Origin of the sequence: Photobacterium sp. DA100, from assembly GCF_029223585.1 — a bacterium.
GTDB lineage: Bacteria > Pseudomonadota > Gammaproteobacteria > Enterobacterales > Vibrionaceae > Photobacterium.
On record NZ_CP119423.1, the window covers coordinates 1,507,647 to 1,523,406 of the forward strand.

8 protein-coding genes and 1 pseudogene are annotated in these 15,760 nt (G+C 50.9%); 5 read left to right on the forward strand and 4 right to left on the reverse strand.

The window, feature by feature from the left end; all coding sequences use genetic code 11:
• Positions 1–65 precede the first annotated feature (65 nt).
• Positions 66–995 (reverse strand): carbamate kinase, encoded by a 930-nt coding sequence (gene arcC, locus PTW35_RS07280; RefSeq protein WP_039462420.1) that lies wholly within the window; start codon positions 993–995, stop codon positions 66–68.
• A 493-nt stretch (positions 996–1,488) separates the two neighbouring features.
• Between arcC and PTW35_RS07285 the strand changes: the two genes are divergently transcribed.
• From PTW35_RS07285 to PTW35_RS07295, 3 genes are all read left to right on the forward strand, one after another.
• Positions 1,489–3,468: a tetratricopeptide repeat-containing diguanylate cyclase gene (locus PTW35_RS07285; protein WP_281027127.1), complete on the forward strand. Its 1,980-nt coding sequence runs from the start codon at positions 1,489–1,491 to the stop codon at positions 3,466–3,468.
• Positions 3,469–3,598: 130 nt separating this feature from the next.
• Entirely contained in the window at positions 3,599–6,352 is a 2,754-nt protein-coding gene (locus PTW35_RS07290; RefSeq protein ID WP_281027128.1) for an EAL domain-containing protein, read from the forward strand.
• A gap of 154 nt (positions 6,353–6,506) precedes the next feature.
• Positions 6,507–7,181 carry a GNAT family N-acetyltransferase gene (locus PTW35_RS07295; protein WP_281027129.1) on the forward strand — a complete coding sequence of 225 codons (675 nt, stop codon included), beginning with the start codon at positions 6,507–6,509 and terminating at the stop codon, positions 7,179–7,181.
• 40 nt (positions 7,182–7,221) lie between these two features.
• On the opposite strand, the gene PTW35_RS07300 is transcribed toward PTW35_RS07295, so the two are convergent.
• The gene (locus PTW35_RS07300; RefSeq protein ID WP_281027130.1) at positions 7,222–8,469 is read right to left on the reverse strand and encodes an NADH:ubiquinone reductase (Na(+)-transporting) subunit B; all 1,248 of its coding nucleotides are present in this window, start codon (positions 8,467–8,469) and stop codon (positions 7,222–7,224) included.
• 307 nt (positions 8,470–8,776) lie between these two features.
• Between PTW35_RS07300 and PTW35_RS07305 the strand changes: the two genes are divergently transcribed.
• Entirely contained in the window at positions 8,777–10,180 is a 1,404-nt protein-coding gene (locus tag PTW35_RS07305; protein WP_281027131.1) for a cytochrome ubiquinol oxidase subunit I, read from the forward strand.
• 10 nt (positions 10,181–10,190) lie between these two features.
• Positions 10,191–11,189, forward strand: coding sequence for a cytochrome d ubiquinol oxidase subunit II (gene cydB, locus PTW35_RS07310; protein WP_281027132.1), 999 nt, complete (start codon positions 10,191–10,193; stop codon positions 11,187–11,189).
• A 341-nt stretch (positions 11,190–11,530) separates the two neighbouring features.
• Here cydB and PTW35_RS07315 read toward each other — a convergent pair.
• Both PTW35_RS07315 and PTW35_RS07320 read right to left on the reverse strand, forming a co-directional pair.
• A pseudogene (locus PTW35_RS07315) lies at positions 11,531–14,608 on the reverse strand (efflux RND transporter permease subunit); the annotation flags it as partial.
• A complete protein-coding gene (locus PTW35_RS07320; RefSeq protein ID WP_281027134.1) occupies positions 14,608–15,726 on the reverse strand; it encodes an efflux RND transporter periplasmic adaptor subunit in 1,119 nt (372 codons plus the stop codon). The pseudogene PTW35_RS07315 and the gene PTW35_RS07320, both read right to left, overlap by 1 nt.
• Positions 15,727–15,760 lie beyond the last annotated feature (34 nt).

Below are 15,760 nucleotides of genomic sequence, written 5' to 3' on the forward strand. Positions count from 1 at the left end.
TTTAACGAGAATAAAACTAAGCCTCATCAGAGGCTTAGTTTTTATATGGCTAAAACGGTATTGGCTTAGTAATACTCAATCCCTTCGCCAGCCTTCACCAAGGTTCCGGCTTCATTGGTCAAAATTCGGTCAAGGTCAAACAGAGAGCCGATTGCAGCATTACCACGGCCGCTGTTGACGAATTGGCAAACGGCATCCACTTTCGGCCCCATAGATCCTGCAGGGAAGTTGAAGTGTGATAGGCCTTCCGGTGTGGCCACTTTCATTTCGGCTTGATCTTCTTTACCGTAGTTTCGATAGATAGAACCGTCGGTCAAAATGACAAACAGATCAGCGTTAATGGTTTCGGCCAACAGTTCTGCAGTCAAATCTTTATCAATGACGCACTCAACACCTTCCAGACGGCCATCTTGGCGACAAACCGGAACACCGCCGCCACCACAGGCAATCACCACATTGCCGCTGGTGAGTAGTGTCTCAATCTGCTGTTGTTCGATGATTGCTTTAGGCATCGGTGAAGGGACCACGCGGCGGAAGTATTTGCCGTCAGCCTTGAACTCTTTGTCGCTTGCCGCCATGATTTCTTTGGCACGCTCCTCGGTGTAGACCGGGCCGACAAATTTGGTTGGGTTGGCAAACGCAGGGTCTTCTTTGCTGACTTCAGTTTGGGTAACCAAGGTCGCCACCGATAGGTTGGCATCGATATTACGCAGCTCTTGTTGCAGCATATAACCTACCATGCCGCAGGTTTGGGAGCCCAACACATCCATTGGATATGGTGTGGTTTCTGGTGAATACTCCTGGTAAGCGCTGTTTTGCTCCATCAGCAAACCCACCTGCGGACCGTTACCGTGAACGATTACCACTTCATGGTCGTTTGCAATCGCGGCGATGCTGGCTGCTGCCTTTTGGATATTTTCTCTTTGGTTCTCGGCGGTTAAGGCTTGGCCTCGAGCTAATAGGGCGTTTCCGCCTAGTGCTAAAACTATGCGCATGATCGTATCTCCATTTAAGAGTATTTTTTCGTATTTATTTGTATTTATTTGTTTTATATCCAAGCGAAGCAATGTGCTTGGTTAGGGGTAGATTAAGAAAATTATTTGAGTCTGAATGTGATAATTCTCTAATAATATATTTCTGTTTATTTCACATAAATACAAACTGGGATTCAAATAGTGCGTAAATATCCGTAGGTGCCCGAAACGGGGCATTTTTTACTAAAGCAAAGGCATATAGCTTATCAGGAAAAACGAATAGTTATTTTCGCTAAAATTAAGTGAAAAATGTTAATGAGATCACATAGAAATGGCTTTTATGTCTGTCAATGCTGGGAGGGGAAAGTATAGGTGCCACCGGTGCATCGGCTGGTTTACATTTCGGTTATGGTGGCAGCATAACTTTGCTGTATTTCTACCTTAATTTTTGTTAAAAATACTGTTCGATGGAACATGATTATGGAAGACGTTGATTTTTTCTGCCTGTAGTTCTATGCCTATACCTTCTCCTTTTAAAGTGCTCATTGTTGCGCTATTTTTCATTTTATCTAATGGTCTTCTCTCGCCAGCGGTACTTGCAGCCGGTAGTAAAACACCCTATCAGTGTTATTTATCCACCAAGGTAAATAGTGCGGATAATGCCTATATCAAGTACTACAGCCTGTCCCTAGATAACCCGTATCTTGCTGATGAGCAGACGGTAGCTTTACAACGCCGGATTGACGATGGTGCATCTGATAACGAGCAGGCACTCTATTGGCTGGCGCGTTACAACATTGAACAGGCTGAAGGCCGGACAGAGATCGATATTGCATTTTTCATCGAGCAACTGGAGCTCATCGCAAAACGGTCTGGCGAAGCCTGGATACATGCGGAGATCATGTTTCTTGATGCCCTGGCGCTAATGGAACAAAGGGAGTACGCACTGGCCCAGGTAAAACTTGAGTCGGTGAAGCTCAGCGCCGAACAAATGGGGTATCAAATCTTGCTGGCAAGAAGCCTCAAGTGGCTGGCCAATATTGATGTCGAGCGTTCGAACTATCACGAGGCGCTGGATAAATACCAGCAAGCCTATGAGATTTTCTCTGCCCGCTCTGACGACCAGCAACTGGCGAGGCTGCTCTCCAATATCTCTTCCGTCTATATCAACATGGAAGAGTGGGATATTGCCTCGCAATACAGCCAGCGGGCCTTTGAACGCTATGGGAAAAGTGCACTCAATAACGCGTATATCGCAGCCATCTTGCATATCAATGCCGGAGTCATTGATAAGTTTTTAGGCAATGAAGCGCAGAGGAAATTCCATGTCGACAAGGCGGTAAAACTGTCGGCGAAAACGCGCTCAATCAGAATTAAGACCATTGCCTTGGTCAACCTTTCGGCCTACTACCTCGACCGCGGGGACGAGCCTGCCGCGATGAATGCCGCTGAACGTTGCCTGAGTATGGCAAGGCGTTTTGGTGGCAAGAATGGTATTACTGTCGCCAATTGTCATGAAAGCCTGTCGGAAGCATTTTACTCTTCACAGCGAACCGAGCAGGCGCTTTACTACGCCAAAATGGCATTGTCGGTGTATGAGGCCAATCACTTCCAACATCGGATGATTTATCTGTATGAGCTGATGGCAAAGATTTACGAAAGTGTGGGTGATTACCAGCAAGCTTTAGCTTATTACAAAAAGTATTCTGACCTAGGTAAAAGCTATCTGTTTGATATTCGAAGAAAAGAGCTTTTCGACATGCAAGAGCGCTACGACACGCATGTCAAAGAAAAGGAGATCCAGTTACTCAAGGCTGAAAACGCGCTGACAAATTCTCGATTGGCAGAAAAAAAAGCCAGTGAGAACATGCTTAAACTGGGCACGGCATTGATCATCATTCTGCTTTACTGGTTATACCGTCGGTATTCGATGCTTAATAAAGACAAGCAGGTGCTAGAGCGTTCCAATGCACAACTGGTTACCCAGTCAAACAAAGATCCGCTGACGATGCTTCACAATCGCCGCTTTTTAGAACGCTGGCTAAAAGAGCCGCCGGTTGCCGACTATTGCCACGGCGGGCTGGTTGTCGTGATTGATATTGACCATTTTAAGCAATTCAATGACCACTACGGGCATAATGTTGGCGATGAGGTACTGGTCGAGATGGCCAAGCGGTTGAAGTCCGTCGTCCGTCACCAAGACGTGGTGGTCCGCTGGGGCGGTGAAGAGTTTATTATGGTGGTAGCGTGCCGTGAGAGTGAAAGCGAGCGGCTACTCCAGCGTATTCTGCGGCAAATAACCGGAACCGAGTTCATGCTGAGCTGCGGTGATTATCCGGTAACCGTGTCGATGGGGGGGATTTTTACGCCTAGTGCCAAGCAACTGAGCCAGGATTGGGTGTCTCTATTGATTGAAGCAGACAGGGCCTTATATCAAGTCAAGGCGTCAGGGCGTAATGGCTATCGGCTATCGACTTGCTCTACCTCAAGCTGATGCTGTGGGCGTTGTATTGGCTGCTATTCCTGTAGAGAGATTGCAACGAGTTGTTTTATATCAACATTGCGGAAGCGCATAATTGCTACATTTATATTCCCGTAGTGAATATTCCGCAAGTATCCAGCTGATGATGAAAATAAAGAATCTAGTCTCTGCCAAGCTGAGTACAAGAACGGCAATCTTGTTTGGTGCCGCGCTTTTTGCCATTGCTGCTCTTTGTCTGCTTTGTGCCCGTTATTTCTTTTTGCAGAACCTCAATGAGATTGAGCAGCGGCATGTTGTTCAGCATGTCGATCAAGCGGAGAAAATGATAGATATCGCTGTCCGCCAGCAGCTGAAACGATCCTTTGATTGGTCTTATTGGGACGAGAGCTATCAGTTAGTTATGCAGGGCGATGCCGCTTATCGGGAGCGCAATCTGTACTACGATGGACTTCAGAGCCTGGATGTTGATCTGATGGTTTTTCTCGATCTTGAAGGGACCGTCGTCGAAAGTATTTATGCCACAGAGCAGGGCAAGTCTGTGTCGTTACCGGCTAAGTTCAGGCAGCGACTGTTGGCTCCAGAAGGTCTGGGCTTGAAGCTGGCAGCTGAAATTGAAAGTGAGGTGGCGACGGGGAACGCTTATGCCGGTCTGCTCAGGTGGGGAGATGACATTATGATCGTTTCTGTTGCGCCTATTCGCAATAGCCTCGGCAATGGCCCGGTCGCCGGCTGGCTGATTTGGGGACGCTACCTGTCGGCGGTGTTCCCTGGCCAGTACAGTGATGTGTTGGCAACGCGCATCTCCCTGGCTGCTATAACCTCTGATGCAAATATCCCGTATCCGGCATCTCCTGCTGTGCAGAGTGATAGCAGCGGAGAGTATCTAACCGCCAGCGTTATTCTCAATGATATCAATGGCACGCCGCTTGCCGTATTGAATAGCAGTCACCTACGCACTATTTATCAGCAGGGGAGCCAGCTGATCAGTTGGTTGGCCATTGCTATGTTCGTGGTAGCTGTGGTGATTGGGATGCTGACACTGCTGGCATTCAGACTAAAAGTAGGCAGCCGCTTTTTGGCGTTTGAAAAAGGGCTGGAGGCGCTGGTCAGGGATCAATATAGCGCACAGATGAAAGCTGAAGGCAGTGATGAGTTTTCGATTATTGAGGAAGTGATTAATCAGACTCTCACTAAATCACCTCACAGCAATTCGGCATTGAACGATGTGGTGCAAAAATTTGATGCGCTATATCGTACCAGTAATCTCGGTTTGCTGATGGTGCTCGACGGCCAAATTGTCGATGCCAATGATACCATCGCTGAGATTTTGTCTTATCCATCCGGGCAAGGGCTTATTGGACAGTCTTTACTGAACTTGTGTCCGGCATCATCGCATCACTGCTGCAAAGTTGAGGCGTTAACGCAAGCAGTCAATGGCGGACAAAGGCATTTTGACACCGAGCTACTGGCGTCCGATGGGCGGGTTGTGGCGTGCAAGTTGGAGGTGATGCCAATTAAGCAGCAATGTGGCGAGGCGCTGATGTTTTCGATTAAGGATGTCAGTCGGCAGAAAGAGCAGGAAGGCCTGATCAACCAGATGGAAAAGTATGATCCGCTAACCGGGCTGCTCAATCGCCAGACTTTGCTGGCCCTGCTCGAGGACAGATTGTCATCCGGCCAGCGCACCGGGAGTGCGGTGATTTATCTCCGTGTCGAGCGCTTCAATATTGTTGTCGGGGCGTTTGGCCATCAGATGGCAGATGAGGCACTGATGGGGGTAGCCAAGCAGCTCAAACGTGTATATGGACAAGGGCTGCTGGGGCGGGTAGCAGAAAGTGAATTCGCGCTGGTGCTTGGTGATGAAAGCCATCTTACCCCTTATCGCTGTGCCAAGGCGATACTGTCGGCTTTGGAAAAACCGTTGCAGGTCAAGGGTGTTGACTTGCGTTTATCCGCTTCTGTCGGATTGGTACAGCTTTCAGTCATGGACACGTCCGCCGAACAGGTAATAAGTGCGGCGGAGTTTGCGACCTATTGTGCGCGGACCAAGAAATCCCGTATCCAGTTTTTTGACAGGCAAATAGAGCAACAGCTGAAGAGTCATATCGTTATTCAGCGCGATATTGCCAACGCAATCAGCCAAGGTGATATTTATCCCGATTTTCAGCCTATTGTTAACAGCAAGACGGAAGAGGTCTGTGGATTCGAGGCGCTGGCAAGGTGGCACCATCCGGAGCTAGGGGTCATTTCGCCTGAGCAGTTTATTCCGCTGGCCGAGTCACGAGAGCTGATTGTTGCCCTGGGTAGCTGTATTCTGGAAAAGTCGTGTGAGTTCTTGGCGCAGGTGAACAGCAGGCGTAAAGAGCTGGGGCTTGGTGCATTGACGGTCAATGTTAACTTGGCCGGCTCGCATTTTTCTCATCCCCAATTACTCCCTCAGTTGCGAACATTACTTGAGCGCTACCAGATCAGTCCCAAGTATCTGATTATCGAGATCACCGAAACTATGCTGATCGATTCCAATCCGGCAGTGCTTCAGCAGATGCAGGCGATAAAGAATTTGGGTATCAAGCTAGCGCTTGACGACTTCGGAACCGGTTATTCGGCCTTGAGCTCGCTGTGCGAGTTCCCGCTTGATATCGTCAAGCTGGATCGCAGTTTTGTCCAACGTATTGGTCAGGAGACACAGAGTGAAATCCTGATCAGTAGCATCGTCAAAATGTCAAAGGCGCTTGAGCTAAAGATGGTTGCAGAGGGAGTGGAAACGAAAGAGCAGAAACAGACGATGCAGTCGTTGGATGTTGCCGCGATACAGGGGTTCTATTTCTACAGGCCCATGTCAGCACCGGCGGCGTTGGAGGTCGCGTTGCAAGTTTGCGTCGAGGAGGCTTACTAAGCCTCATTCTGTCTCTCATGTTTCACCATGCTGTTGAAAATATTGCCGCTCTACGCCTACAGAGTGAAACCACGCTCACAGAAGCTTAATTAGAACGCCTGGATTCAAGGCGGTTTTGCTACACTCCGATTTTGTGAAATGTAAGGGAGTGAACATGGAATTTTCGCGCAACCCATCTTTATCAATCCATTCCGACTCCTTGAACTTAGCACTGTTACCCATTGCCGATTTGGCTATGCTGGGTATAACGCCGCCATTGCCAAAAGCAGACTGGCAGCTGGTTATTAAGCCGTTGTCTGATCTGACCCATGAGGTGCAGTATCTCGATGATGACTATCACCAAGTGCAGGCGGTTATTGATGGCAGCCAGGAGGCATCGCCGCATAAGCGCCAATCGGATGAGGCAGGCGATATCGCTGTGGAAGTTTATGCCGACGGTGAGATAGCCGCGGTGGCGACGTTTGGTCGTTATCTGGAAGATCACCGTAATCGCCGTAAGCCGACAGAGCTGTTCTACGAAGTGACCTTGCATACGATGTATGTCAAAGAAGCGTATAGAAGGCAAGGATTAGCTTCATGCCTGTGCGAGTTAATCATCAATATTGCCCGAACGGATTGCGATAGCCTGTTTCGTAAGTTGGCCCAGCACTCCATTCAGCTGAAACTGTGGTTTTCTGCACTGGCAATTACCCAAGGTGGCGAAGCGATTTGCGATTTGCTCAGTGAAGCCTTTGTTGAAATGGCTGATGATGTGATTGATGAGTTGATAGAACAAGGGGTGCCTGTTCGCTATCAAGAGCCGATGATCTTCGTTGACTGCCTGGCCTAGTATTGCGGGACGCCCCACGTCGTGCGGACGTGGGGGAATATCAATTACTGGTGTGGCGGTTGAGCCGGCGTTTGATGTTTGAGCGTGAAACCAGATTGTCAAATAGGGGAGCAAACAGGTTGGCGAACAAGATAGCCAACATGATCCCCTCGGGGTAGGCTGGGTTGACGACCCGAATAAACACCGTCATAACTCCGATGAGGATCCCGTACGCCCATTTCCCTTTGTCCGTGAACGCGGCAGAAACCGGATCGGTTGCCATAAACAGCATTCCGAAGGCGAAGCCACCAAGTACCAAGTGCCACCAAAATGGCATTGCAAACATTGGGTTAGTGTCAGAACCAATAATATTGAGCAGCGTCGAGGTGACAATCATCCCCACCATAACCCCGATCACAATCCGCCATGAAGCAATCCCCATTAGCATAATCATCAAACCGCCGAGCAATAGGAATAATGTCGAGACTTCACCAATGGATCCGGGGATATTGCCGATAAACGCGTCCATCCAGGTGATGGCCTCACCGGTAGCATTGTGCACCATGGCCGCTGAGCCGTTTTCGGCCCACTGACTAAGCGCTGTTGCTCCGGTATAACCATCGGCTGCAGTCCATACCATCCCGCCGGAGATTTCAGCCGGATAGGCAAAGTACAAGAAGGCCCGGCCGGCAAGGGCGGGGTTGAGGAAGTTGCGTCCGGTGCCGCCGAAGACTTCTTTGGCGACGACGATACCGAAAGTGATCCCCAGTGCCGCCTGCCACAGTGGCAACGTCGGTGGCAAAATGAGCGCAAACAAGATCGAGGAGACAAAGAAGCCTTCATTGATTTCATGCTTGCGGATGATGGCGAATAATACTTCCCAGAATCCGCCTACAATGAACACCGTGATGTAGAGTGGCAGGAAGTAGCAAGCCCCGAGCAGCATTTTGCTGGCCCAGCCTGAGGACTCGGCCAAACTGCCGCCCATGGCGAGTGTTGTTGAATATTGCCAGTTGGCACTGACCAGTTGCTGGATCTCCTCGGGGGAATACAGGCTGTTGAGGGCAATGACCGTTTGGTGCCCGACATTGTATAGCCCCCAGAACAGAGCAGGAAAGACGGCCAACCACACCATGATCATAATCCGCTTGAGGTCGATACTGTCCCTGACGTGGGTTAGGCGGTTGGTGACTTGGCCCGGAGTGTACAGCAAAGTGGTAAAAGCTTCGAAGAGTGGGAACCACTTTTGGTATTTGCCTCCTGGCTCAAAGGCATGTTCGAATTTCTCTAATGTTGATTTTAGACTCATTGTTTAGCCCTCACGAGTCACTGGCAGGGAGAGTGCCAGCATTGCTATTGCTACTGTTACGGGCTGAGTGGGAATTTCGATTAGCAATAACTTAACTATAACGCATCATGCTTGGCCAGCAAGCGGCAAATGATGGGAAGCGCGGTCAAGACAGACGAAAAATCTAGCTTGTCGCCGCTTCGCCATATTTAAGCAAGATGAACCATACTGTTAAGCAACGCGTATAGAAAGGGTTGTAGTTTCATTATTTCCCATAGCTTTACCTATTCAATTAAAAGCCCGTTAGATTAGGTATTAAGGAGAAACCATGAATGAACTCGCGGTTGACCTTGCTAGATTCCAGTTTGCGTTCACAGTCTCGTTCCATATCATTTTTCCGGCTTTCACGATTGGACTAGCCAGTTACTTGGCGGTGCTAGAAGGCTTGTACCTGAAAACCGGCAAGCACAAATACATCGAGCTCTACCAGTACTGGATAAAAATCTTCGCGATCAGTTTCGGTATGGGGGTAGTCAGCGGTATTGTCATGAGTTACCAGTTCGGCACCAACTGGAGTGTGTTCTCAGACAAAACCGGCCCGGTGCTTGGACCGCTGATGGGGTACGAGGTCTTTACGGCGTTTTTCCTCGAGGCCGGCTTCTTGGGGGTTATGCTGTTCGGCATGAACCGGGTGGGGAAAAAGCTGCATTTCATGTCGACGGTGATCGTCGCGATTGGAACCCTGATGTCGGCCTTTTGGATCCTATCAGTCAACAGCTGGATGCAAACTCCCGCCGGCTATTCAATTAATGAACTCGGCCAGTTCATTCCAGATGACTGGATGGCGGTGGTGTTCAATCCGTCCTTTCCGTACCGGCTTGTCCACATGGTGCTTGCCGCCTTTCTGACCACCGCCTTTGTTGTCGGCGGGGTAGGGGCGTATCACTTGCTCAAATCGCAAAATAATCATTTAGCCCGAACCATGTTTTCCATGGCGCTGTGGATGGCGGCGATTGTTACACCGATCCAGATTGTGGTTGGGGATATGCATGGCCTCAATACTTTCGAGCACCAGCCAGCTAAAGTGGCTGCGATGGAAGGGCATTATGAAACCCAGCAAGGTGCGCCATTGATATTGTTTGGTTTGCCCAATGAAGAAACCAAAGAAGTGGATTATAAAATTGCCATTCCACATTTAGGCAGTTTGATTTTGACCCATGAGTGGAACGGTGAGGTTAAAGGGCTGGATGCTTTCCCTGAAGATGAACACCCGCCAGTGCCTATCGTGTTCTGGAGCTTCCGGATCATGGTCGGTATTGGTTTTTTGATGCTGGCTATTGGCCTCTACAGTTTGTGGCTGCGCAAGAAGGGAGAGCTTTATTACCATACTTTCTTCCACCGCTGCTGTGTGGCAATGGCACCAACCGGTTTTATAGCCATCCTGTGCGGCTGGATCACCACCGAAGTCGGGCGACAGCCTTTCACCGTCTACGGTTTGCTCAGAACGGCTGATTCGATATCCCCGGTCAATGCCGCGGCCGTCAGTGTGTCCGTTGCAGCTTTCGTGATTGTGTATTTCTCGGTATTCGGTGCCGGCTTTTTCTACTTGCTTCGCCTGATGCGCAAGCCTCCAACGAAATATGTCCTGCCACCAACCTCCAGCGTTCCGGACGTCGGCGATGAGAGTAAAGACAAACAGTCATTGGCAGCGTCGAACAAATTGACAATGTGAGGACCCGGTTATGGATTACGCATTGATTTGGTACATTTTGATTGCAGTTGCCGTATTTGCCTATGTCATTCTCGATGGGTTTGATTTGGGGATCGGCATCTTGTTTATTTCTGCCGAGACCACCAAAGAGCGGGATCTGATGATGAACAGTATCGCGCCGGTTTGGGATGGCAACGAAACCTGGCTGGTACTGGGGGGCGGAGGGCTTTTCGCAGTCTTCCCCCTTGCTTATGCGGTGGCGATGCCGGCCTTATACGCGTTGATTATCATGATGCTGCTTGGCTTGATTTTCCGGGGGGTGGCGTTTGAGTATCGCTTCAGGACCAAGCGTGGCCAGTTTCTGTGGGACAGTTCGTTTTTCCTCGGCTCCCTGATTGCGACCTTTACTCAGGGAATGATCCTCGGAACCCTGCTTCAGGGAGTCTCGGTCACCGATCGTGCATACAGCGGCGGCTGGTTTGATTGGTTTACCCCGTTCAGCGTCTACTGTGGTTTTGTCACTGTTGCAGCCTATACATTGCTCGGGGCGTGCTGGCTGCTCATCAAAATGCCTGAAGGCATGTACCAGCGGTTTTATGTGATTGCCAAGCGGTGTGCGCTGATAATGGTGGCAATGGTAGTCATACTCAGCCTGTGGCTGCCGCTCGGCAATGCAACCATCGCCGAACGCTGGTTCACCTTTCCGCAGGCACTGCTGTTCTTATTGATACCGGGCTGCTCTACCTATTTGGTATACCTATTGTTCAAAGATTTGATGGAGCATAAACCGGTGCAAGCGTACTTGGTGGTGCTTGGCCTATTTTTCTTGGCTTTTCTCGGTTTTGGCGTGAGTACTTATCCGTACATTGTCCCGCATGCGATCACCTATGCCGAGGCGGCCGCGCCTGATACCAGCCTGAAGTTCTTGCTCAGTGGTGCTGTTTTCCTACTGCCGTTGATTATTGCATACACGGCATACTCTTACTGGGTATTCCGGGGCAAACTGAAAGAGGATGAGGGATACCATTGATGATAAATGCCTGCTTCAAAAGATGGTTTTGGTTTGTGGTGCTCTACCTTGGCGGGATCTTCGCCGTCGGCTTGCTCGCCGCGGTGATCAAGTGGGTTTTGGGGTAGAACTTATCGCTAGCTAACGGCCGCCGAAGTGATGCCATCACATCGGCGGCTTTGGATATGGAGCCGTTGTTACTCCAGCCTTTCGGTGGTTCCCTGCGCGGTTACCGTTTTGCTCGTCGAGGGTGGGGAAGATAACACCTTGCCCAGCTGCTGTTTGACAATATCTTCAGGATCCGCCATTGGCGTGTGGCCGTTTTGTGTTTGCGGTGCCAAAGCGCGCTGCTCTGCACGTTGTCTATGATCCCGCCCCAGCATGAGCAGGCAGGGTGTGAGGATCAAGGTCAGCACCGTAGCAAAGGCAAGGCCCCCGGCCACCGCAGTGGCTAACTGCGACCACCACTGGGTACTAGGTGCGCCGAATTCGACCACGCGGTTTAGCAGATCAATATTCATCTCAAGCACCATAGGCAGCAGGCCGAGGACCGTCGTGATTGTGGTGAGCAAAACCGGGCGCAAACGCTGTGCGCCAGTGTGCATGATGGCCGTGACCTTATCCATTCCGCCGTGGCGAAGCTGGTTATACGTGTCGATCAGAACGATATTGTTGTTCACCACAATACCAGCCAGTGAGATCACTCCGATACCGGACATGATGATGCCAAAGGGGCGCTGGAAAATCAGTAGCCCCAAGAAGACACCGACAGTGGAGAACAGTACGGCACTCAATATCAGTAGTGCTTGATAGAAACTGTTGAACTGGGTGATCAAAATCAGCCCCATCACGGCGAGGGCGACCAGGAAGGCATTTTGCAAAAAGGCTGATGATTTCTCCTGATCTTCATTCTGTCCCCTGACAACCACTTGGGTTCCTTTGGCGAGCGGCATTTCCGTAATCGCCGCATTGATCACCGGAAGCTGTAAGCTCAGGTTGTATCCGGTGGCCATATCCGCCATGACCTCGATGACCCGCTTGCCATCAATGCGGTTGATGGTGCCCTGCTTTGGTGAGGGCGTAATGCTGGCAAAGTTGGTGATTGGCACCATGCCGTACACCGTTTTGACCCTCAGCTCATCGAACCGCCCGATATCCCGTTTGTCTTCGGGGTAGCGGACCAGGATATCGACTTCTTCGTCGGTATCATCAGGAAGGAAGTCTCCGATCTTAAGTCCGTTTGTCACAAACTGAACGGTATTGCCGACCAAGGTGGCGTCGCTGCCAAAGCGAGCGGCATCATCCCGGCTGATGTTGATTTCCCAATCAATTCCTTCCTTGTCTGCCGAATCGGAGATGTTGGTGAAAGCCGGCTGTGATTCGAGCCAATAACGGACTTGGCGGACCGCATCGTTCATTTCGGCGGTGTTGTTGCCGGAGACTTCGATGACCACGTCATGCTCGCTGGGTGGCCCTGCCTGGGGAAACTTGAATTCCAATTCGACGCCAGCTATGTCAGCGGTTTTTTCCCGCATCTCGGCAATGATTTCCTTGATTGGCGGGCGGTATTGCCAATCGAGCGGATTGAGTTGGATTTGGCCAATTTCGTTATTGCCCCCGGTCCTGGTGTAGACGCTCTTGACGCCTTCGGTGTCCATGATGCGTTGCTCTATCTGGCTCATCAGGATATCTTTTTCGTAGATAGACAAGTCGCCATGGGAGCGGACCTTAATGGTAAAGTGGGGCGGGTCGACATCAGGAAAGAATACGACTCCGAGCCCTGCCTTGCTGTAGGTTACCCCGACGGCAACGGCGAAGAGGCAGGCCGAGAGCAGGATTTTGAGCGGGTGCTTAATTGCGATCGCAAGGGTTGCCAGATATAGCTTGGTCAAGCCGCGGGCTTGGGAGAAGTCCCCTTTTTCAAGAGCAATCTTGCGTTCTTTGTCTTGCTGGGTGGTGTACTGCGGCTTACCGACGACACTACCTAGCACTGGCACGAAGAGCAGCGCCATGATCAGTGACGCTGACAGTGTCGCTATCAAAGTAAGTGGCAGGTAGCGCATGAACTCGCCAGTGGTATCTGGCCAAAATAGCAATGGCGCGAAAGCGGCGAGGGTCGTGGCGGTTGAGGCGGTGATTGGCCAGGCCATGCGTTTTGCCGCCTCACGGTAGGCTTGCTTGCGGCCAACCCCTTCTTGCATTTTCCGGTCGGCATACTCGGTAACCACAATGGCCCCATCAACCAGCATACCGACGGCCATAATTAGGGCGAACAGCACAATCATATTGATGGTGATCCCGCTGATTGCCAGCATCAGCAAACCGGTTAGGAACGCGCCCGGGATCGAGACCCCAACCAAGAATGCCGTGCGGGTTCCCAGAATCGCCAGTATGACAATGACCACCAAGATAATGGCCGAGAGAATGTTGTTTTGCAGATCGCTGAGCATGGTCTCGACATCTTCCGATTGGTCGAGGGTGTATTCGACCAGGAGGTTGTCGGGCCATTCTTCAAGCTTTTGGGCCTCTTCGACAACGGCTTTGACGATATTGACCGTTTCAATGATGTTTTCGCCCGCCCGTTTTTTTACATCCAGCACAACGGCGGTGTCACCGTTGAGGCGAGCAAAGCTGTCGGGGTCACGGTAGGCACGGCGTATGGTGGCGACATCACTGAAAGTGACGACCTTGTTGCCATCGACTTTGATGGGCAGTTCGAGGATATCTTTCAGCGAGTCAAAAACCGAGGGCACCTTGACAGAAAAACGGCCATAGCCGGTATCGACAAACCCAGCAGCCACGACGCGGTTATTGCGGGCAACCAAGTTGAAGACGTCTTGCTGGTCAAGGCCGTAGCTCTCCATCAATAGCGGTTCGACCAGCACTTCAACGACGTCCTCCCTGTCACCGGCGATATCCACCTCAAGTACCTGCTTGAAGCTCTCTAGCTTGTCCTGTAATTCACGTGCTATCTGAATCGTGGTCCGTTCAGGTACGGTTCCGTAGAGAACCAGTGACAATACCGGCTCGTAGCTGGCAAGGGTGACTTCGTTCACCGTTGGTTCGTCGGCGTCTTCGGGGAGCTTGGTCTTGGCCATATCTACGGCCTCTCGGACATCGGTGAGGGCAACGTTGATATCCGAACCAACGATAAACTCGAGGGTGACGGAGGCATGGCCTTCCGATGCCGTTGCGGTCATCTCTTTGACGCCCTCAATTGAGCGCAACTCTTTTTCTAACGGCCTGACCAGCAAACGTTCGGCATCGACAGGGCTGATCCCCTGGTGGCCGACGGAGACGTAAATGACCGGAATGGTGATATCCGGGCTGGACTCTTTGGGTATGATGCGATAGGTAATGGCCCCTGCCAGTAAGATAAGTACGAGCAAGGTGAGCATGGTGCGCGAGCGGTTTATCGCTGCGTCAATGATGGCAAACATTACTCACTCCCATTGAGGTCAACTGAATTGCGGCGTACCGGGATCACCGTATCACCATCTCTGACGAAACCTTGGCCTGTCGTGATGATGTCGACAGTGGGCTCGGTACCGCTCAGCCATACCCCGTCAGGCTCGACTTTGACAATAGAAATTGGGACAAAATGAACCTTATCGCCTGACGTCAATGTTTTTATCCCCAGATTGCCCGCTTCATCGAGTGCCAGCATCGAAGGGGTAATCTTAATCGCCGGCTCGGTCGCTAAGATCAGTTCGAGATTGGCACTGGTACCGGCCGTCAGGGCCATATCAGGATTACTGATTTCTACCTCGATAGGATACGTATTAGTGGCTTCGCTGGCGACGGCCCCGCGGAAACTCAGTATACCCGTGGTAGCAAATCCGGTGACTAGGCTGACTTGGGCCGGCTGATCTTTGTAGATCTTATCGATATGGCGCTCGCTGACATCGGCACTGATCACCAGCGGATCAAGATCCACAATGGAAATGATGGGATCGCCAATCCCCAGATAGTCGCCTTTTTCAATATAGAGGAGTTCGATAATTCCGTCGAAGGGGGCATAGACTTCGGTATTGGCAAGCGTCAGCTCCAGGCTTTTGACCTGTGCCTTGGCCTCAATGAGGTTGGCTTCTGCCTGGCTAAATGCGACCTCTCCCTGTAAACCTCTATTCTTTAATGACGTTGCGGCGTTGAACTCTTGGTTACGCACCTTGAGTAATGCCTTGGTGCGGGCAAGTTGCAGCTCGCGATCTGCTTTGTCTAGCTGGACAAGTGCTTGGCCGGCTTTGACATGCTGGCCCTTGCGCACTAGGAGGTTTTCGACTTTCCCGGAGACTTCTGCGCCGAGAGTCGCTTTGCGGTTGGGGGCGGTACGGCCGTAGAGGGAAAGGGTGCGGGTAACGGGCTGGACAGTAAATTGCTCGATGACAACCTTGGCCAGTGGGGGGGCGTTGGAGCCATCGGTGGCTTGCCCTTGGGGATCCGAATTATCCGGTGGGGCCGATTGGTGGCCACTAAACAACCAAATGCCGATGCCGAGCAAAATAAATGTGGAGAGTATCCAAGGTTTACGTCTTAAAAGTTCCTTGAGAGAAATCATCTGTTACTGTCCTTAGTAAGCAAAATATCAACAT